Annotated in this window: 8 protein-coding genes; 3 read left to right on the top strand and 5 right to left on the bottom strand. The window is 64.7% G+C overall.

Annotation, left to right across the window (positions count from 1 at the left end; all coding sequences use genetic code 11):
• The first annotated feature begins 26 nt into the window (after nt 1–26).
• Nucleotides 27–9,224, top strand: coding sequence for a fatty acid synthase subunit beta domain-containing protein (locus tag SAC06_RS07375; RefSeq protein WP_350257662.1), 9,198 nt, complete (start codon nt 27–29; stop codon nt 9,222–9,224).
• A gap of 5 nt (nt 9,225–9,229) precedes the next feature.
• The gene (locus SAC06_RS07380) at nt 9,230–9,649 is read left to right on the top strand and encodes a holo-ACP synthase (protein WP_350257663.1); all 420 of its coding nucleotides are present in this window, start codon (nt 9,230–9,232) and stop codon (nt 9,647–9,649) included.
• Nucleotides 9,650–9,742: 93 nt separating this feature from the next.
• Here SAC06_RS07380 and SAC06_RS07385 read toward each other — a convergent pair whose 3' ends face one another.
• Nucleotides 9,743–10,237, bottom strand: coding sequence for a single-stranded DNA-binding protein (locus SAC06_RS07385; RefSeq protein WP_350257664.1), 495 nt, complete (start codon nt 10,235–10,237; stop codon nt 9,743–9,745).
• 114 nt (nt 10,238–10,351) lie between these two features.
• The gene (gene orn / locus SAC06_RS07390; RefSeq protein WP_350257665.1) at nt 10,352–10,993 is read right to left on the bottom strand and encodes an oligoribonuclease; all 642 of its coding nucleotides are present in this window, start codon (nt 10,991–10,993) and stop codon (nt 10,352–10,354) included.
• A gap of 95 nt (nt 10,994–11,088) precedes the next feature.
• On the opposite strand from orn, the gene ilvA reads away from it, so the two are divergent.
• The gene (gene ilvA / locus SAC06_RS07395; RefSeq protein ID WP_412766213.1) at nt 11,089–12,369 is read left to right on the top strand and encodes a threonine ammonia-lyase IlvA; all 1,281 of its coding nucleotides are present in this window, start codon (nt 11,089–11,091) and stop codon (nt 12,367–12,369) included.
• Here ilvA and SAC06_RS07400 read toward each other — a convergent pair.
• The 3 genes from SAC06_RS07400 to SAC06_RS07410 all read right to left on the bottom strand — a co-directional run bounded on the left by SAC06_RS07400 (nt 12,366) and on the right by SAC06_RS07410 (nt 19,862).
• Nucleotides 12,366–14,297, bottom strand: coding sequence for a hypothetical protein (locus tag SAC06_RS07400; RefSeq protein WP_350257666.1), 1,932 nt, complete (start codon nt 14,295–14,297; stop codon nt 12,366–12,368). The genes ilvA and SAC06_RS07400 overlap by 4 nt on opposite strands.
• A 171-nt stretch (nt 14,298–14,468) precedes the next feature.
• On the bottom strand, nt 14,469–16,706 hold the full coding sequence (locus tag SAC06_RS07405) for an immunoglobulin domain-containing protein (RefSeq protein ID WP_350257667.1): 2,238 nt from the start codon (nt 16,704–16,706) through the stop codon (nt 14,469–14,471).
• 213 nt (nt 16,707–16,919) lie between these two features.
• A complete protein-coding gene (locus SAC06_RS07410) occupies nt 16,920–19,862 on the bottom strand; it encodes an immunoglobulin domain-containing protein (RefSeq protein ID WP_350257668.1) in 2,943 nt (980 codons plus the stop codon).
• Nucleotides 19,863–19,940 lie beyond the last annotated feature (78 nt).

Consider the following 19,940-nt stretch of genomic DNA (forward strand, 5'->3'; position numbering starts at 1 on the left):
GCCACCCCAAGCTAGAAAGTAGTTTCATGTCTCATAACATTCCCCTGTTCAAAACCCTGGGCACCACCGAAGGCCCCGCCTACGCGCTGCTGTTCGGCGGTCAGGCCACCCCGTGGCGGGCCCAGCTGGATGAACTGCTCGAAGACCCGCACGTGGCCGAGTCGCTGAACTCTTTGCTGGAATCCTCCAACCAACTCCTAGCCCCGATCGCCAAGGACCTGGCTCTGATTGGCAACGGTCGCTTCACCCTGACCGGCCCGGCCCCCGACTCCCCCACCCAGTCGATGCCGGGGATTCTGGCCGCCCAGTTCGGGGCGCTGCTGGACCTGCAGGCGGCCGGCTTTGATGCGCGCACCCAGCGTCCGGTTTCGGCCCAGGGTCACTCGCAGGGGGTGCTGGCCGCGGCCCTGTACGAAGCTTGGCAGGCCGGCGACGAGCAGCTGATCGCCCAGGTGTTTGCCCTGGCCCGCCTGCTGGGCGCGGCCACCACCCAGGCGGTGCGCACCAACGGGTCAGCTCCGGCTGACGGCGCGACCCCGATGCTGTCCGTCCGGGGGATTTCCCGGCGCGACCTGGAGGTGCTGCTGGCTGACGCTCCCGCCTCGGTCACCCTGTCCCTGATCAACGGCCCGCAGCGGTTCATCCTTTCCGGTCGCCCCGCCGACCTGCAGCGCCTGGTGGCTGCCGCTGACGAGTGGGCCGCCCGCGACGCGCAGGCCGTCAAGTCGAAGCTGCGCGGGGGCGTGCCGTTCAGCCCCAAGTTCGACTACCTGGACGTGGCCGCCCCCTTCCACTCCCCCCTGCTGGAGAGCGCGTTGGAGCAGGTGCTGACCTGGGCCCGCGCCTGCAACCTGCCCGAGGTGCTGACCGAGACGCTGGCCGGGCACGTGCTGGTGCACCCGGTTGACTGGCCGGCTCAGCTGGCCGAAGCCCGCGGCGACGGAGCCCACTGGTTCCTCGACGCCGGTCCGGGCGACACCCTCGCCCGAATCACCGAAGCCAACCTGGAGGGCACCGGCCTGGGCGTGGTGGCCCTGGGCACGCCCGAGGGCCGGGACCGGTTCCTCACCCACGGTTTCCAGCACCCGACCCCGGTCAACTGGCGCCAGTTCGCGCCGCGCCTGGTGCAGCTGCCCGGCGGCAAGACCGTGGTCGACACTAAGTTCTCCCGCCTGACCGGGCGCTCGCCGATTCTGCTGGCCGGGATGACCCCGACCACCGTGGACCCCGAAATCGTGGCAGCGGCCGCGAACGCGGGCCACTGGGCTGAGCTGGCCGGCGGCGGCCAGGTGACCGAGGAAATCTTCACCAAGAATCTCAAGAGCCTGCGCGAGCAGCTGCACCCGGGCCAGACCGCCCAGTTCAACGCCATGTTCCTGGACCCGTACCTGTGGAACCTGCAGTTTGGCGCCCAATCGATCGTCCGGAAGGCCCGCGCGGCGGGTGCGCCCCTGGAGGGCGTGGTCATCTCAGCCGGGATTCCCGAGCTGGAAGAGGCCGTCAAACTGGTGCGGGAGCTGAACGCTGACGGGTTCCCCTACGTCGCCTTCAAGCCCGGCACCGTCAACCAGATCCGGCAGGCGCTGGCCATTGCCCGCGAAATCCCGGACCTTCCGCTGATCATTCAGGTGGAGGACGGTCACGCCGGCGGTCACCACTCGTGGGAAAACCTCGACGATCTGCTGCTGACCACCTACGCGGAAATTCGCGAATGCGAAAACGTGGTGCTCTGTGTCGGCGGTGGGATTGGCACGCCGGAGCGGGCCGCCGACTACCTTTCGGGTGAGTGGGCCCTGGTCCACGACCAGAACCTGATGCCCGTGGACGGGGTCCTGGTGGGCACCGCCGCCATGACGGTGAAGGAAGCTCGCACCACCGACGAGGTGAAGCAGCTGCTGCTGGAAACCGACGGGATTCCGGGAGTGCCCGCCGACGACCAGACGGGCGGCTGGATTGCGGTCCAGCAGAGCCGAGGGAACATGACCTCGGGCCTGTCCCACCTGCGGGCCGACATTCACGAGATCGACAATGCTGCCGCCGCCTGCGCGCGCCTGATTGCCGAAGTTTCCGGCCACGCCGACCTGATTGAGGCGCGGCGCGACGAGATCATCGCAGCCCTGAACGCCACCTCGAAGCCGTTCTTCGGGGACGTGGATCAGATGACTTACGCCCAGTGGGCCCGCCGGTTCGCCGAGCTGTCCTACCCGTGGGTGGACATCACCTGGACCGACCGGTTCCTGGACCTGCTGCGTCGGATCGAGGGGCGCCTGAGCGAGGCCGAGCACGGCCAGATCCCCACCCTCTTCCCCGACGTGGAGTCGGTGGAGGACCCGTGGGTGGCCCTGGACCGGCTGGAGGCGGCCTACCCGCAGGCCAAAGAAGTGCAGGTTGGACCGACCGACGCCGTCTGGTTTGTGGCGCTGTGCCAGCGGCCCAAGCCGATGCCGTTCGTGCCGGTCCTCGACGACGATATTTTGCGCTGGTGGGGCCAGGACAACCTGTGGCAGTCACAGGATCCTCGCTACACCGCCGACCAGGTTCGGATTATCCCCGGCCCGGTCTCGGTCGCGGGGATCGATCGGGTCAACGAGCCGGTTGGTGAGCTGCTGGGACGCTTCGAGCAGGCCTGCGTGGACCGGGCCACCCGGGCCGGCGAAACCCCGACTGAGCGGGTTTGCCGGCTGGAGGACGCCGTCGACCCGGCCGAACAGATCATTGCGGCCCGCCACATCATGTGGAACGGGAACCTGATTGACAACCCGGCCCACCTGCTTCCCCGCGAAGTCCTGACCATTACCCGCCAGGACGGCCCACGCAAGGTGTACGACGTGCAGGTTAGCTTTGACACCTACTGGGATCAGACCCCGGGCGGCGAAGCCAACCACGCGGTGCGACAGCTAACCATTCCGCTGGACCTGAGCGCCGAATCTGCCTCCGGTGCCGTTCCGGTGGTCGACCGCGACACCCTGCCCCCGAACATGTACGCCCTGCTGGCGGCCACCGCCGGGGTGGGTGGATCCACCATTACCGGTGATCCGATCACGGCTTTGCCGGTGATGGGCCCCAGCACTGACTCCGTCTTCGGCGAGGCCACCTGGACCTTCACCATTGACGAGAACCTGTCGGCTCTGCACCGGTCGGTGACCGCCGAGGCGCTGCCGGCCGACTACCAGGTGGCCACCTGGGTGCCGGACGCCCTCCTGGGTCTGTGCTGGCCCGCGATCTACGCGGCCCTCGGCTCAGCCCTGGTCAACGACTACCCGGTGATTGAAGGGCTGCTGTCCGCGGTCCACCTGGATCACACGGCCCGACTGGATGTTGACGTCGAAGAGCTGCTGGCCCACGGCCCGACCGAGCTGACGGTGGTCGCTCGGACGGTGGAGCTGCTGGAGTCTTCCTCCGGCCGCGTGGTCCACGTGGTCGAAACCCTGAAGCATGGGGATCGCGAAATCGGCGAGTTCTCCGAGCGGTTCGCCATCCGCGGTCGGATCGGCTCCGACGCGGTTCCCCCCACGGTGGCCCTGGCTGCCGGTCAGGCCGGCCCGATGCTGGAAACCCCGCGTTCTCCGCTGCGCCGCGCCCGGGTGATCGCCCCGGCGGACATGACCCCGTTCGCCAACGTTTCGGGTGACTTCAATCCGATCCACACCTCCCACCACGCCGCGGTCGTGGCCGGGTTGGAAGCCCCCCTGGTCCACGGCATGTGGCTGTCAGCGGTGGCGCAGAACCTGGTGTCGGCCGAAGGCCCCGACGGTGAGGGCTGGCCGATCACCGGCTGGACCTACAACATGTACGGCCTGGTCAACCTGCTGGACGAGGTGGACATCACCGTGGAACGGATCGGACGCCTCCCCGGCGGCGGTCTGGTCCTCGAGGTCACCTGCAAGATCGACGGCCAGGTGGTTTCGCGCGCGACCGCCACCACCGCCGCCCCCCGAACCGCCTACGTCTACCCGGGGCAGGGGATCCAGCGTCCCGGGATGGGCCTCGACGAGATTGACGCCTCCCCCGCCGCCCGCGAAATCTGGGAGCGGGCCGACCGGACCACCCGCGACAAGCTCGGCTTCTCGATCGTTGCGGTGGTGCGGGACAACCCCACCGAAATGAAGGCGATGACCGCCAGTGGCGAGCAGGTTTGGCGTCACCCGGACGGGATCCTGAACCTGACCCAGTTCACCCAGGTGGCCCTCGCCACGGTGGCATTTGCCCAGACCGCGCGGTTGCGCGAGTCCGGCGCCCTGGTGGAGGGAGCCTACTTTGCGGGCCACTCCCTGGGCGAATACAACGCCCTCAGTGCTTACGGTGAGGTCTTCCCGCTCGAAACGGTGCTGGAGATCGTTTTCCACCGCGGTTCGACCATGCACCACCTGGTTGAGCGCGACGAGCACGGCCGCTCCAACTACCGGATGGGTGCCCTGCGTCCGAACCAGTTCGGGGTCGACAACGACTCCGTGGTGGCCTACGTCGACTCGGTGGCGGAGGAATCCGGCGAGTTCCTGCAGATCGTCAACTTCAACCTGGCGGACCAGCAGTACGCGGTGGCCGGCACCATTGCCGGCTTGGCCGCGCTGGAGGCCGACGCCAACCGGCGGGCCGATGCCTTCGGTGGCAAGCGGGCGTTCATGTACGTGCCCGGAATTGACGTGCCGTTCCACTCGCGCGTGCTGCGCTCCGGCGTGCCGGAGTTCCGCGAGAAGTTGATGGTGCTGCTCCCCAAGGAGATCAACACCGAGCGCCTGGTCGGCAAGTACATTCCGAACCTGGTGGCCCAGCCTTTCGAGCTGACCCGCGAGTTCGCCGAAGCCATCTTGGCCGAAGTTCCGTCCGAGCCGATCCGCGCCCTGCTGGAAACGCCCGGCGCCTGGGAAGACGCTCTGTCCCGCCCGGACGAACTGTCCCACCTGCTCCTGGTGGAGCTGCTCTGCTGGCAGTTCGCCTCGCCGGTGCGGTGGATCGAAACGCAGGCGCTGCTGTTCTCGCCCCGTGCTGACGGGGGTCTGGGAGTCCAGCGGTGCGTGGAGATCGGTCTGGCTTCGGCCCCGACCCTGGCGGGCCTGGCGGCCAAGACGCTGCAGCTGCCGAGCTTTGCCGGGATCAACAGTTCCGCGCTGAACGTCCAGCGGGACGAGGCGGTGGTCACCTGCACCGACGTTCGGGCCCTATTTGTGGCCGAGGATGAGGAGGAGGCGGACTCAGCGCCGGCTCCCGCCGCTGCGACTCCTGCTGCGGCTCCCGCTGCTTCTGGCCCGGCCAACCCGGCTCCGGCAGCTTCGGCTCCGGCGCCTGCCGTTTCCGCCCCGGCTGCGGGCTCGGGCGAGCGGCCCGCCGACCTGAAGTACGCCGCCTCGGATGCAATTCGCACCCTGATGGCCTACACGAACAAGCTCCGCGCCGACCAGATTGAGTCGGCCGATACGACCGACACCCTGACCAACGGGGCTTCGGCCCGTCGGAACCAGCTCCTGATGGACCTGTCCGCCGAACTGGGCTTGGCCTCAATCGATGGGGCTGCGGATGCCACCGTGACCGAGCTTTACGCCAGCGTGGACCGCCTGGCCCACAACTACCGTCCCTTCGGGCCGGTCCTGACCGAAGCGATCCGGGATCGCCTCCGCCGCGTCTTTGGGGGCGCCGGCGTGAAGGCTTCCCGCGTGAACGAGCGGGTGACGGGCGCCTGGCAGTTGGGTCCGGGCTGGGCCGACGCGGTTACCGCACAGATTCTGCTGGGCACCCGCGAGGGTGACTCGGTTCGTGGCGGTTCCCTGGCCACGCTGCCGGTGGCCGCCTCGTCCACCGCGGAAGCGGACGAGCTGATCGACCAGGCCGTGCAGGAGGTGGCCCGCGAGCGCGGGATCACCGTGGCGCTGCCGCAGGCCGGCGGGGGTGGCGGCGAAGTCGTCGACTCGGCCGCCCTGAACGAACTGCGCGAACAGCTGCTCGGCGGCAATGGCCTCCTGGCCCAGTCCGCCCACCAGTTGCTCGAAGCCCTCGGCTTGGAAGGCCCGGCGCTGCTGCCCGAGCTGGAAGATGACGCTGACGAGAAGCTGGCCCAGCGGGTGCTGGAAGCCGTCTCGGCCGAACTGGGCACGGGCTGGGTGGATCAGGTCCGCCCCGTCTTTGACGCCAACCGCGCCGTCCTGATCGACGACCGGTGGGCCAGTGCCCGCGAGGACCTGGCCCGGCTGGGCACCTCGGGCCAACTGGCTGACACCGCCAGCTTTGTCGGGGCCGGCAGCGCCGTCGCCGAACAGGCTCGCTGGTGGGCCGGCCAGGTGTCGGACCCGGCGCTGAGCGAGCGCTTCTGGCAGATCGCCACCCAGGCCGAGTCAACCGAGGAACTGCCCTACGCGGGCGAGGTGGCCCTGGTCACCGGGATGACTCCCGCCTCGATCACCGGTCAGGTGGTGGCCGGTCTGCTGGCCGGAGGCGCCACCGTGATCGCGACCGCCTCCCGGGTGGATGCGCAGCGGCTCCAGTTTGCCAAGCAGCTGTACCGCGAGCACGCCGCTCCCGGCGCTCAGCTCTGGCTGGTGCCGGCGAACCTCTCCAGCTACCGGGATGTCGACGCGCTGATTGACTGGATCGGGTCCGAGCAAACCAAGGTGGTCGGACCGACCACCACCGTGCTCAAGCCCGCCCAGGTACCCAGCCTGTTCTTCCCGTTTGCGGCTCCCCGCGTGCTCGGCTCCCTGGCTGACTCCGGCGAGAGCTTTGAAGCCCAGTCCCGCCTGCTGCTCTGGTCGGTCGAACGATCGATCGCGGCGCTGGCCCGCCTGGCCGGCAACGCGTCGGGCGCCACCCGCGTCCACGTGGTGCTGCCCGGCTCCCCCAACCGCGGGGTGTTCGGCGGAGACGGCGCCTACGGCGAAACCAAGGCGGCCTTCGATGCCATCACCAACCGGTGGAAGGTGGAGAAGATCTGGGGCGACCACGTCACCCTGGCGCACCCGCGGATCGGCTGGGTGCGCGGCACCGGCCTGATGGGCGGCAACGACCCGCTGGTCGAGGCGGCCGAAGCGGCTGGGATTCACACCTACTCGACCGAGGAGATTGCGGATCGGCTGCTGGAGCTGTGCGGGCCCGAGGCGCGGGCCCGGGCGGCTGAAGCTCCGCTGAATGTGGACCTGACCGGGGGCCTGGGCGATGACATCGACCTGGTGGCCCTGAAGGCAAGCGCTCTGGCCACCGCACCGGAGGAAACGGTGGCCGACGAGGGGCAGGATGTGCTGATTCCGGCCCTTCCGACCCCCGCCTCCCCGGCCCTGCCCGGCTTCGAACCGGAGCTGTGGGCCGACGGCGACACGAAGCCGGAAGACCTGGTGGTCGTGGTTGGGATTGGCGAGGTCAGCACCTGGGGTTCGGGCCGAACCCGGCACCAGGCTGAGCTCGGCATTGACCCCACCGGCGAGGTGGACCTGACCCCGGCCGGAGTGCTGGAACTGGCGTGGATGATGGGCCTGCTGAAGTGGCAGGACTCCCCCAAGGCCGGTTGGTACAACACCGATGGGCAGCTGGTTCCGGAGAACGAAATCTTTGACCTGTATCGCGACGAGGTGGTGGCCCGCTCCGGGGTCCGCTCCTTCATTGACGACGCGGCCATCGAACAGCTGGGAACCCTGGAGGAAGCCTCCGTTTACCTGAACCAGGACCTGACCTTCACGGTTCCGGATCGGGAAACCGCCGAATCCTACCTGGTGGAGGATCCGCGCCTGACCAAGATTGCCCCCGCCGCCGACGGCGAGTGGGAGGTGACCCGCCTGGCGGGAGCGCAGGCTCGTCTGCCTCGCCGCGCCACGCTGACCCGGACCGTGGGTGGGCAGTTGCCAACCGGCTTTGACCCGGCCCGCTGGGGCATTCCTGCCTCGATGATCGAGTCGATGGACCGGATGACCGCCTGGAACCTGGTCACCGCGGTCGACGCGTTCCTCTCCTCCGGGTTCACCCCGGCCGAGCTGCTGCAGGCCGTTCACCCGGCCGAGGTTGCCTCCACACAGGGCACGGGCTTTGGCGGGATGACCTCCATGCGCAAGCTGTTCGTGGACCGGTTCCTCGGTGAGGATTACCCCTCCGACGTGCTGCAGGAAACCCTGCCGAACGTGGTGGCGGCGCACGTGATGCAGTCCTACGTGGGCGGCTACGGCGCGATGATCCACCCGGTGGGCGCCTGCGCCACCGCGGCCGTGTCCATTGAGGAGGGGGTCGACAAGATCGCCACCGGCAAGGCCAGCTTCGTGGTGGCCGGCGCCATCGACGACATGGCGGTTGAGTCGATCGTCGGGTTCGGTTCGATGAATGCGACCGCCAACTCGGAGAAGATGGCGGCCAAGGGGATCAACGAGCGGTTCTACTCTCGCGCCAACGACCGGCGCCGCGACGGCTTCATTGAAGCTCAGGGCGGCGGAACGGTGCTGCTGGCCCGCGGGGACGTGGCTGAGGCCATGGGCCTGCCGGTGCTCGGGGTGGTTGGTTACGCCCAGAGCTTCGCCGACGGCATCCACACCTCCATCCCGGCTCCCGGGATTGGGGCCCTGGCCGCTGGCCGGGGAGGCTTGGAGTCGCGGCTGGCCCGCGGCCTGGCCCGACTGGGTGTCCAACCCAACGACATCCAGGTGGTCTCCAAGCACGACACTTCGACCAACGCCAACGACCCGAACGAGTCCGACCTGCACACCCGGCTGGCCCGGGCGTTGGAGCGGACCCCGGGGAACCCGCTGTTCGTCATCTCGCAAAAGACCCTGACCGGTCACGCGAAGGGCGGAGCGGCAGTGTTCCAGGTGGCGGGACTGTGCCAGCTGTTTGCGGACGGCACCGTACCGGCCAACGCGTCCCTGGATTGCGTGGACGAGGCATTGGCGAAGGAACCGTGGCTGGTGTGGCTGCGCCGGCCGCTGCAGTTGAACACCGTCAAGGCCGCCCTGGTCACCTCTCTTGGGTTCGGGCACGTGTCGTCCCTGGTGGCCATGGTGCACCCGGGCGCCTTTGAGGCGGCCGTAGCCCGTCGCGGCGGCGAGGAAGCTCGCCAGGCCTGGCGCTCGCGGGCTGGCGAACGCCTGAAGGAAGGGGCGCGACGTCTGGAAGCGGGCATGCTGGGTCGGGCCGAGCTCTTCGAGCAGGCCCCCAGCCGCCGCTTCGCTGAGGACGGGACGGACCCGCACGAGGTGGAAGCAGCCATGCTGTTGGATCCGGCCGCCCGCCTGGGTGGCACCGGCTACTACGAAGGGTAGGGTTGATGACCGTAATTGGGATTGGTACCGACATCGTCGACATTCCCACGTTTGTCGAACAACTGGGGCTGCCCGGTTCCCGCTTAGCGCAGGCTTTCACAGCCCGCGAGCGGCGCCGGGCGGCCACCCGAGCCGAGGAAAACGGCTCCGGGACCGGCCAGCACCTGGCGGCTGTCTGGGCGCTCAAAGAAGCTTTCATCAAGGCGTGGTCGGGGGCCCTGTTCGGTTCCCAACCACCCCTGGGCCGCGACGCCGTCAAGTGGACGGAGATCGAAATCCGCCACGACGGCTGGGGGCGACCCCAGGTGGAGTTGCACGGGGAGGTAGCCGGGGCGGTCTCCGCCAGCGTGGGGAGTCCCACCGTGCTGGCCTCCGCCTCCCACGATGGAGACGTGGCCTGCGCCCTGGTGGTGCTGGACAAGTAGTTTGACCCAGAGCCCGCTCGGTGTTTAGCGCCGGGCGGGCTTTGGCTTTGCCCGATCAGGTCGGCCCAAGCCGCAATCTGGAAAGCAACCCCGCTAGAACGGCACGGTCCCGGACTCATAGCCCTCAGCCTCTTCCGTCCCGGTGTCTTCCGCCGAGCTTTCCGGCTCCACTGCCGCGCCCTGCTCCCCTGCCTCCTCCGCCTCGGAGGGGCGCTCCGGCTCGGTCCGGATTAGCTTGGCGTAAGAGCTAACCCCCCGGCGCAGGTCGTGACCGACGGTAAACGCATGAATCTGCAGTTCAGTGGCCAGGCTGCCGTCCTTGGCCATCCACCCGCGGGCCACATACTTTCCGACCAGCACCACCGGGTGGCCTTTTCGCAGCGAATTGTTGACGTTGAGGGCCAGGTCCCCGAAAGCCTTCACCGTGTACCAGGTGCCCTCCGCCTCGACCCAGCTGCCCCGGTCATCGAAACGCCCCTTGGGGGTGACCATCCGAAATTGTGCCATCGGCACCCGGTCGTCCCCCTCCGCGTAGAGGGTGACGTCCGTGCCCAGCCAGCCGGTCAGGGTAATGCGATTGTTCTCCATGGTGCGTCCTTTCGAGCGGGGTTTACCCTCTCAGAATTGACGACCACCGGCTCCGCGTCACCACCTGGGCCGGTCAACGGTGGAAAACTCCCCCAGCTAGCGTCTGGGGATAACTCAGTGAGCCGCCGGCTCCTCGTCCACCCGGGGCAGGTCCGCCACCGACTCGGCGATGCGAACGTAGGCGCCGGAGCGAGGATCCAACTGGGCCGGGAACAGCGCCCGGCGATAGTATTCCAGCTCCTGAATCGACTCTTTGATGTCGGCCAGCGCCCGATGATCCCCATCCTTCTTCGGAGCGCAGGCATAGACCCGGGGGTACCAGCGCTTGGCCAGCTCCTTGATGGTGGAAACGTCGATGATCCGGTAGTGCAGGTGCTCCACCACCCGCGGCATGTAGGCACTGAGGAAGATCCGGTCCTGCCCGACCGAGTTGCCGGCCAGCTGAGCTGTCCGCGGCTCCGGCACGTAGCGGCGAATGTAGTCCAGAACCTGGGTTTCAGCTTCGGACAACTCCAATCCCTGCGCGAACTCGTCAATCAGGCCGGACTTGGTGTGCATCTCCCGGACGAAATCGTCCATCTGGTTGAGCGCGCCCTCGCTGGGTCGAATCACCAGGTCCAGACCGGGGCCAACCACCTTCAGGTGCGCGTTGGTAATTAGGACGGCCACCTCGACCAGTTCGTCGTGGGTCGGATCCAAACCGGTCATCTCGCAGTCGATCCATACCAACGGGCTCTTCAAAACTGTCTCACTCACAAATGCCTCTTTCTGTTGGCTCCAGTTTACGCGGACACCTTCCACGCAGCGGAAACATACAGCCACCCCGAAGCGATCCTCGTTACACTAAAAAAGTGCTAGCCCCAACTAATCCCCTGCCCCTGAATGCAGCTGACGTCACCCGAGCCGAAGCTAATTTGCGCCCGGTGACGCGCCTAACCCCAATTGAGCACTCCGTCCGCCTCAGCGAAGTGGCCGGGGTCCCGATCCTACTCAAACGCGAGGACCTGCAGGTGTGCCGCTCCTTCAAAGTGCGGGGGGCCTACAACCGAATTTCCCAGTTGGACCCGTCCGAGCGCGAAGTCGGGGTGGTCTGTGCCTCGGCGGGCAACCACGCCCAGGGCGTCGCCTTCGCCTGCCAATCGCTGCAGATCCACGGCACCATCTACCTGCCGGTCTCCACCCCGCGTCAGAAGCGGGATCGGATTCGGGCCCTAGGCGGCCAGTGGGTGGAACTGGACTTCGTGGACGGCGCTTTTGACCACGCTCAGCAGGTGGCACTGGCCCACGCTGAGCAGAGCGGGCGCACCTACATTCACCCCTATGACGATCCGGCGGTGATGGCCGGGCAGGGCACGGTGGCGATTGAGCTGTTCCGTCAGTTGGAGGGCGGAGTTGAGACGGTCCTGGTCCCGGTCGGCGGAGGCGGCCTGATCGCGGGGATGGCCGCGTGGCTGAAGGAAGCCCGGCCCTCAATTCGGATTGTCGGGGTGGAGCCGGCGGGGGCAGCCTCGGCTCGGGCCGCCCTGGACCACGGCTCCCCGAAGACGCTGGCGGGGATCGACTCGTTTGTCGACGGCACCGCGGTCGGGCGCACCGGAGACCGGACATTCGAGGTGGTGCGCGCCTTGGTGGACGACGTGGTAGTGGTGGACGAAGGAGCCGTCTGCACCGAGATGCTGAGCCTCTACCATCAGGACGGGATCATTGCCGAGCCAGCCGGAGCCCTGGCCACGGCTGCGGTCTGTGCGGCGGCCGCCGGTCGGATCGGTGACCTGGGGCTGAGCGGCCCCACCGTGGCCATCATCAGCGGGGGAAACAACGACCTATCCCGCTATGCCGAAGTGATGGAGCGCTCCATGCATTACGAGGGGCTGCGCCACTACTTCCTGGTCACCTTCCCCCAGCAGCCGGGGGCGCTGCGGCACTTCCTGGACCTGGTGCTGGGGCCAGAAGACGACATTGTCCACTTCGAGTACACGAAGAAGAACAACCGGGATCTGGGCCCGGCACTGGTTGGGATTGACCTGGCCCGCCCGGAGGACCTGGGCAGTTTGCTGGCCCGGATGGAGGCTTCGCCCCTGCACATTGAGCAGATTCCCACCGATTCGGACCTGCTGCGCCTCCTGATTTAGCCCCGCCGGGCGCGAACCGCCGCGATCAACCCGCCCGCTAGTGCTATCGAAGCCAGCCCCACCGCCCACAGGAGGGACGAGCCGTCCAGCCCCGTTTCGGCCAGCGGGTCAGTTAACCCGGGGATGGGCGAGTCGGTCGCCCCGCCCTCGCCGGTTCCGTCCTCACCTTCTTCGTCCTCGCTGGCAACCGGCTCGGTCACCGTCAGCTCGGCCGGCGAGCTGGTGGCCACACCCTGACTGTTGGTTGCGATTGCCCGGTACCAGGTGCCGCTATCAGCCAGGCCGACCGAGCCGATGGTCACCGAGAGGCCGTCCTCGGAGATGCCGCCCGTGACGGTGTGCCAACTGCCCCCACGATCAGCAGAACTTTCCCAGGTGACTGCCGGGGCCGGCTCGCCCGTGACCGAAACGGTGAACTCTGCCGACTCCCCCACGAGCACCGTGTGCGACTCGGGATCGGTGACCGTGGGAGCAGACACCGGATAGTAGGTGAACCCGTCTGGATGAATGACCGGCGGCTGCTCCACTCCGTTGAAGGTCCATGAGACTTCCACGTCGACCGGGCCCGCCGCGTGGGCCGGGGTCACCACACTCCAGGTGCCGTCTCCGTTGTTCGCGGGCGCGGTACTGTTCGGGTCCATGGGTGCCTGTCCGGCCACCCCGTCGAAGGCGATCGAAGTAACGAGCACTTCAGCGGCGACTGGCACCGGGGTGGATTGGTTGACACCGCTTCCATCTCCCAGAAGTCCGAGCTCGTTCAGGCCCCAGGAGTAGGCTCGGCCGATATCTGCCAAGGCCAACGCATGATAGTGGCCCGCATAGATAGCAGAAAGAGACACCCCCTCTGGCACCGCCACCTCAACCGGACAAAACTGATCTGTGCCTGACCCATCCCCCAGCTGCCCAAGCCCGTTGTTGCCCCAAGCCCAGACTCGGCCATCATCACTGAGCGCCAGGGAGAAGTCGTAGCCGGCGGAAATGTCGGTAAAGGCTACGCCCTCTGGTGCCACTACCTCAACCGGGGCACGTTGGGTGATCGTCGAGCCGACCCCCAGCTGACCGGAGTCATTTAGACCCCAAGCCCAAATCCGGCCATCATCACTGAGCGCCAAGGAAAAGTGACCACCGGCAGCTGAGATCCGGTCAATGCTCACATCTTCCGGGAGTGCAACCTCGACCGGCTCCGTCTGGTTCATGCCGGACCCATCTCCCAACTGCCCGTACTCGTTATAGCCCCAAGCCCAGACGCGACCATCAGCTCCCAGCGCCAGGGAGTGCCGCAAACCACCCGAGATGTCGGTGACGGCCTGGCCGTTGGGAATGCTCACCGATACCGGGAAGGGGCGATCTTTAGTCGATCCGTCTCCCAACTGCCCATAGTAGTTGTGCCCCCACGCATAGACCTGTCCGTTCTCTTCCAAACCAAGTGAGTGATCAAATCCGGCGGCGATCCTAACCAAAGAGACGTCGGTGGGCAGAGACACTTCCTGCGCTGTCCCAATCCAGATGGCGCCCTCATAGTCCGCCAGTCCCAGTTGCCCATACCAGTTGTCACCCCACGAGTACGCTTTGCCATTGTCGCCGAGTGCCAACGCGTGTCTCCCTCCGGCAGCAATGCTGGTGAAGGTCACGGCTTCCGGGAGTATGACCCGAACGGGGACCCTTTGGTAGACCTGCGAGTTGTCTCCAAGTTGCCCACTGTCGTTAAATCCCCAAGCGTAGGTATTTCCGTTGTCCCCTAATGCCAAGTTGAAGGTACCCCCCGCAAAGACCTGGCGAAACGTGACGCCAGCGGGCTCTGGCACCATGACGGTGGTGCCGCCGACGGTGGGCCCCCGATCCGGTCCGGGTGTGGCGGAAGCGGTACCAACCAAGATCATGGCGCTGACAACTGCCGTGGTTAGGAAGGTTCGGTTTGCTTTCGGCATCAAAATAGGTTTCCTTTGTTCGGAGAATTTACGGTTGGCGACCCCATGCCTGAGGTTGGAAAAGTCATTTTTCAGATACCCGGCCGGAAGGGCAACTGGCCTTAAACGCAGCTATGCCTCCTCCCCCAGCCAAAACAGCCAGGGAGAGGAGGCATAGGTCCGGGACACAGTTTAGGTGGTAATTCGGCGTCGAATGATCTGGTTACCCGCGATCAGTCCGCCGCCAAGGAGGACAGCCGTCACTGCGGCAACCCAGAACAGTGGAGATGTGGCCAGGCCCGTTACTGCCAGTTCCTTGGTCACCTCATCCTCCTTGTCCTCCGGGTCGCCACCACCGTTGCCGTCAGCAGCAGTCACCGTCAGAGTCGCAGGAAGACTGATCGCAGAACCTTCACTGTTGGTAGCGGTCGCCCGGTACTGGGTCCCACTATCAGCCAGCGTCACTGCAGCCAAAGACAGGGTCAGACCATCACCAGAAACACCATCAGTCACCGGCACCCAAGTAACACCGTTGTCGGTCGAGGACTCCCACGTCACCGTCGGGGTTGGCTCGCCAGTGGTGGTCACCGAAAATGTCGCGGACTGCCCTGCAGTCACCGCCTGATCAACAGGACCGGCAATTGTCGGAGCGACTGGCGCCCGGCTGACAACCAAGGTGGCGGGTGCACTGGTTGCTGCACCCTCGCTATTAGTCGCTATCGCTCGGTATTGGGTGCCATTATTCGCCAGGGAGACGGACCCCAGCGACAGAGTCAGACCATCTTCCGAGACTCCCGCAGTCACAGGCACCCAAGAAACACCATCATCGGTTGAGGATTCCCACGTCACCGTTGGGGTTGGCTCACCAGTGGCGGTTACGGTGAAGTTTGCGGGTTCCCCCTCAAGCACAGTTTGATCTGATGGGTCAGTGATCGTCGGCGCGCTCTGGGCGTAAAACTCAAAAGCGCCTGGGTAAACGATCGGGCTCTGTTCAATCCCATTGAGAGTCCAGGAGACCTCCACGTCGACCACCCCCGCCTCGTGTGCCGGGGTAACAATACTGACGGTCCCATCACCATTGTCGTCCGGGATAGTCCCCCCAATATCCCCTGGAGTGGTTCCAGCAACCCCACCAAAAGCTACCCCGGTTACCGCGACATCAGACGTGGCTACCGGTGCCGGTAAGGTCCGGTACTCCTCATAGGTCCCACTCCCCAGCTGCCTGAAGCTGTTATCGCCCCAGGAATAGGCGTTGCCATCATCTCCCAGTGCGACGACGTGGCTATTACCAAGTGAGATGTCAGTGAAGGTAATGCCGGTGGGTACACCCACTTCCACAGGAGAAGATTGATAGTCCGTTGACCCATCCCCTAACTGCCCGCCGGTGTTTGCGCCCCAGGCGTAAGCTTTTCCATTTTCTCCAAGAGCTACGCTGGAGGTGTACCCCGCAGCCAAATTGCTGATTTTGATCCCACTAAGGGCGGGGATAGCCACCGGACTGTGCTGATCGTCGTACGATCCAAGACCTAGTTGTCCGAATATGTTCCTCCCCCAAGTGTAGGCTTCGCCATTATCTGCCAAAGCAACAGAATGCTGGAGGCCAGCGGAGATAACAGCAAAAGAGATGCCTCCGGGCGCTACCACCTCCACGGGAGTATTCTCTACAGCCGTCGACCCCGTACCTAGCTGCCCAAAACTGTTCTCTCCCCAAGCTAGAATCCTGCCGTCACTCGTGAGTGCAAGCGAAAAGACAACTCCGGCAGAGACTTGGGTAAAGGTAACTCCCTCCGGCGCAGCCACCTCCACAGGTGTGGCCCGCGACGTGTAAGTCCCATCACCCAACTCCCCAGACACATTGCTGCCCCACGCATAAATCCTGCCGTCATCTCCTATCGCCAAGGAGTGTTCCCGTCCCGCACTGATACTGACAAAGCTAACTCCTGCTGGTGAAGCCACCTTTACTGGCAGATACTGGTCTATCCCCGATCCATCACCTAGTTGACCGTCCAGATTCAAACCCCATGCGTAGACAGATCCATCACTTCCCAGGGCCAATGAATGCTCACCTCCGGCAGAAACGGCAACCGCCGAAACGGCCTCAGGGAGGGAAACCTCCACGGGAGTCGACTGGTTGTCGGTATTCCCATCCCCAAGTTGGCCATTGATACCATGGCCCCATCCGTAAGCTCTGCCATCCTGCCCAATTGCCAAGGTGTGCCCATATCCTGCGGAGATGCTCTGAAAGGCAACGTCGGGAACCTCAACCGTCACCGTGGTACCGCCTGTTTCCGGACCCCGATCTGGTGCGGGCACACCATAGGCACCCGCTGCTCCAGCGATTAGGGATATCCCAGCAACCACACCCACGGTCCTTGCGAGCTTAGCCTTCCGTCTCACAGCAGTTCCTCCAGTCACAGAACAGGTGGGCACATTTGGCCCCGTCAGTTAGGACACCCCCCGCCACCGAATCTGTCGCCAAAACATAGGCCGCAGCATTCCAAATCAGAGGTGGGAGAATGTTCCTACTCCAAAATGACATTGCCATCTATCTGTGACCATCCGTCTTATGAGAAGAACCGAGCCCCAAATATGACTCTGTCCCCTCCTGCTTGGCAGGAAGGGACAGAGTTCCAGGTTGAACGGCTAGTTGGTAATTCGACTCCGAATCGCTCGGTTACCAGCGATCAGTCCGCCGCCCAGGACAACAGCTGTCACTGCAGCAACCCAGAACAATGGAGATGTGGCCAGGCCGGTTACTGCCAGTTCCTTGGTCACCTCATCATCCTTATCCTCCGGATCGCCACCACCATTGCCGCCAGCAGCGGTAACCGTCAGAGTAACGGGCTCGCTGGTCACCGAGCCCTCACTGTTGGTCGCGGTTGCCCGGTACTGAGTCCCACTATCCCCCAGCGTCACCGAATCCAACGACAAGGTCAGACCATCACCAGAAACACCATCCGTCACCGGCACCCAGTTCACGCCACCATCAGATGAGGCCTCCCAGGTCACCGTCGGAGCCGGATTACCGGTCACCGTGACAGTGAAGTCCGCAGACTCACCCTCGGTCACGGTCTGATCAACCGGCCCAGTGATGGTCGGAGCAACCAACACCGGGTCCACTGTCAGTGTCGCAGCAGCACTTGTCACTGAGCCCTCACTGTTGGTCGCGGTCGCCCGGTACTGGGTCCCACTATCAGCCAGCGTCACCGAATCCAACGACAAGGTCAGACCATCACCAGAAACACCATCCGTCACCGGCACCCAGTTCACGCCACCATCAGATGAGGCCTCCCAGGTCACCGTCGGAGCCGGATTACCGGTCACCGTGACAGTGAAGTCCGCAGACTCACCCTCGGTCACGGTCTGATCAACCGGCCCAGTGATGGTCGGAGCAACCAACACCGGGTCCACTGTCAGTGTCGCAGCAGCACTTGTCACTGAGCCCTCACTGTTGGTCGCGGTCGCCCGGTACTGGGTCCCACTATCAGCCAGCGTCACGTCGGCCAAAGATAGGGTCAGACCATCACCCGAGACACCATCCGTCACCGGCACCCACGTAGCACCATCGTCAATCGAAGACTCCCAGGTCACCACCGGTGCCGGAACTCCAGAGGCGCTCACCATGAACTGAGCGGTTTCGCCGTCAAAAACAGTTACGTCGACCGGATCCGTAATCGTTGGGGCCAGCGGGTCCAGGCTAACAGTTAGGGTTGCGGCAGCACTGGTTACCGAGCCCTCACTGTTGGTCGCAGTCGCCCGGTACTGAGTCCCACTATCAGCCAGCACCACCGAAGCCAAAGACAGGGTCAGACCATCACCAGAAACACCATCCGTCACCGGCTCCCAGTTCACGCCGCCATCAGATGAGGCCTCCCAGGTCACCACCGGCGCCGGAACTCCAGTCGCCAACACCATGAAGGTAGCGGCATCACCTTCGCCAACAGTCTGATCGACAGGGTCAGTGATTGTCGGGGCCACCAGGACGGGGTCCACTGTCAGTGTCGCAGCGGCGCTAGTCACCGAGCCCTCACTGTTGGTCGCAATCGCCCGGTACTGGGTCCCACTATCCCCCAGCGTCACCGAATCCAACGACAAGGTCAGACCATCACCAGAAACACCATCAGACACCGGAACCCACGAAGCCCCACCATCAGATGAAGACTCCCAAGTCACCGTCGGAGCCGGGTCACCAGTCGCCGTCACAACAAACTCGGCAGAATCACCCTCAGTCACAGTCTGATCAACAGGGTCAGTGATTGTCGGGGCAGCAAGGAAAGTGAAGCCGTTTGAATACGTGACTGGGGTCTGCTCGATCCCATTCAGCGTCCACGACACCACCACGTCAACTGGGCCGGATACGTGAGCGGGAGTCGCAATGCTCCAAGTACCATCACCGTTGTCTACCGGAGCCGTGCTCCCCGCGTCATCTGGGTTGACGCCATCGACTCCGCCAAAAGTAACTCCGGTGACTACCACTTCAGCGGCAACCGGGGCCGGAGTAACTCTGTCATCGGCAGTGCCGTCACCAAGTGCCCCTACACCGTTGAATCCCCAGGAATAGGCTTTGCCATCATCCCCGATCGCCAGAGAGTGAACGTTTCCAGCGGAGACAGCGGTGAACCTGACCCCCGGAGGAGTAGCGACTTCGCCCGGAATAGGCCAGTTTTCTGGACTATCGAAACCCAACTGACCGTAGTGATTATTCCCCCAGGCGTAGGTTCTGCCATCGTCTCCAATGGCCACACTATGTCTGCCACCCGTAGCGATATGGGTGAACAATACTCCGACCAGGACCGACGCCTCTACCGGGGCGTTTGTCGAGGCAAATGTGGAGTCACCAAGCTGCCCATAGCTATTGTCACCCCATCCGTAGACTTTTCCGTCATTCCCAATAGCCAGTGAAAAGTTGTACCCCGCATTGACACTTGTGAAGCTGACTCCATCTGGCGCGGACACTAACACTGGAACAGTGCGATTAGTGTTGGAACCATCGCCTAATTGACCGGAGGAGTTGCCTCCCCAGGCGTAGGCGTTGCCGTCGTCGCCAAGAGCCAAGGAGTGGTCATTTCCGGCTGACACACTCGTAAAGCTCACACCAGCCGGGAGTGCCACTTCGACCGGGACAGGACTGGAAACACTGGAATTGTTGCCCAACTGACCGAAAAAGTTCACACCCCAGGCATATGTTTTGCCATCGCTACCGATCGCCACCGAGTATGCGTTACCGGTGGCCACACTCGTGAAGCTAACGCCATCCGGCACCTCAACCTCAACAGGCACATGGCTGTCCAATGTGGAGTCGATGCCAAGTTGTCCGGCTCCATTCTCGCCCCAGGCATAAGTCTTGCCGTCATCACCAACGGCCAATGCGTGGTTTATCCGCAAGGAAACACTGGTGAACGAAACCCCCTCCGGAAGAACCACCTCAACGGGAACATCGCGGTTGGTGGTCGAACCATCGCCCAGTTGCCCGGCCCAGTTCGTTCCAAAACCATAAGTGTGCCCAGTGTCCCCAAGTGTCAGCGAAGAGTCCGCTCCAGCAGACACAGCCACGATTTCAGGACCAACCGGCTCTTCCACCTGCACGATGGTTCCACCGGCGCTCGACCCACTACCAGGAGTGGGGACAGCATGCACTGCAGCTGCGCTGGCGAGCAGCAACAC

It is taken from the genome of Scrofimicrobium sp. R131, assembly GCF_040256745.1.
Lineage (GTDB): Bacteria > Actinomycetota > Actinomycetes > Actinomycetales > Actinomycetaceae > Scrofimicrobium > Scrofimicrobium appendicitidis.

Bases quoted from the DNA above. Each gene is read 5' to 3' on its own strand.
- SAC06_RS07375 (WP_350257662.1), top strand. From the start codon at position 27: ATGTCTCATAACATTCCCCTGTTCAAAACCCTGGGCACCACCGAAGGC.
- SAC06_RS07380 (WP_350257663.1), top strand. From the start codon at position 9,230: ATGACCGTAATTGGGATTGGTACCGACATCGTCGACATTCCCACGTTT.
- SAC06_RS07385 (WP_350257664.1), bottom strand. From the start codon at position 10,237: ATGGAGAACAATCGCATTACCCTGACCGGCTGGCTGGGCACGGACGTC.
- SAC06_RS07400 (WP_350257666.1), bottom strand. From the start codon at position 14,297: ATGCCGAAAGCAAACCGAACCTTCCTAACCACGGCAGTTGTCAGCGCC.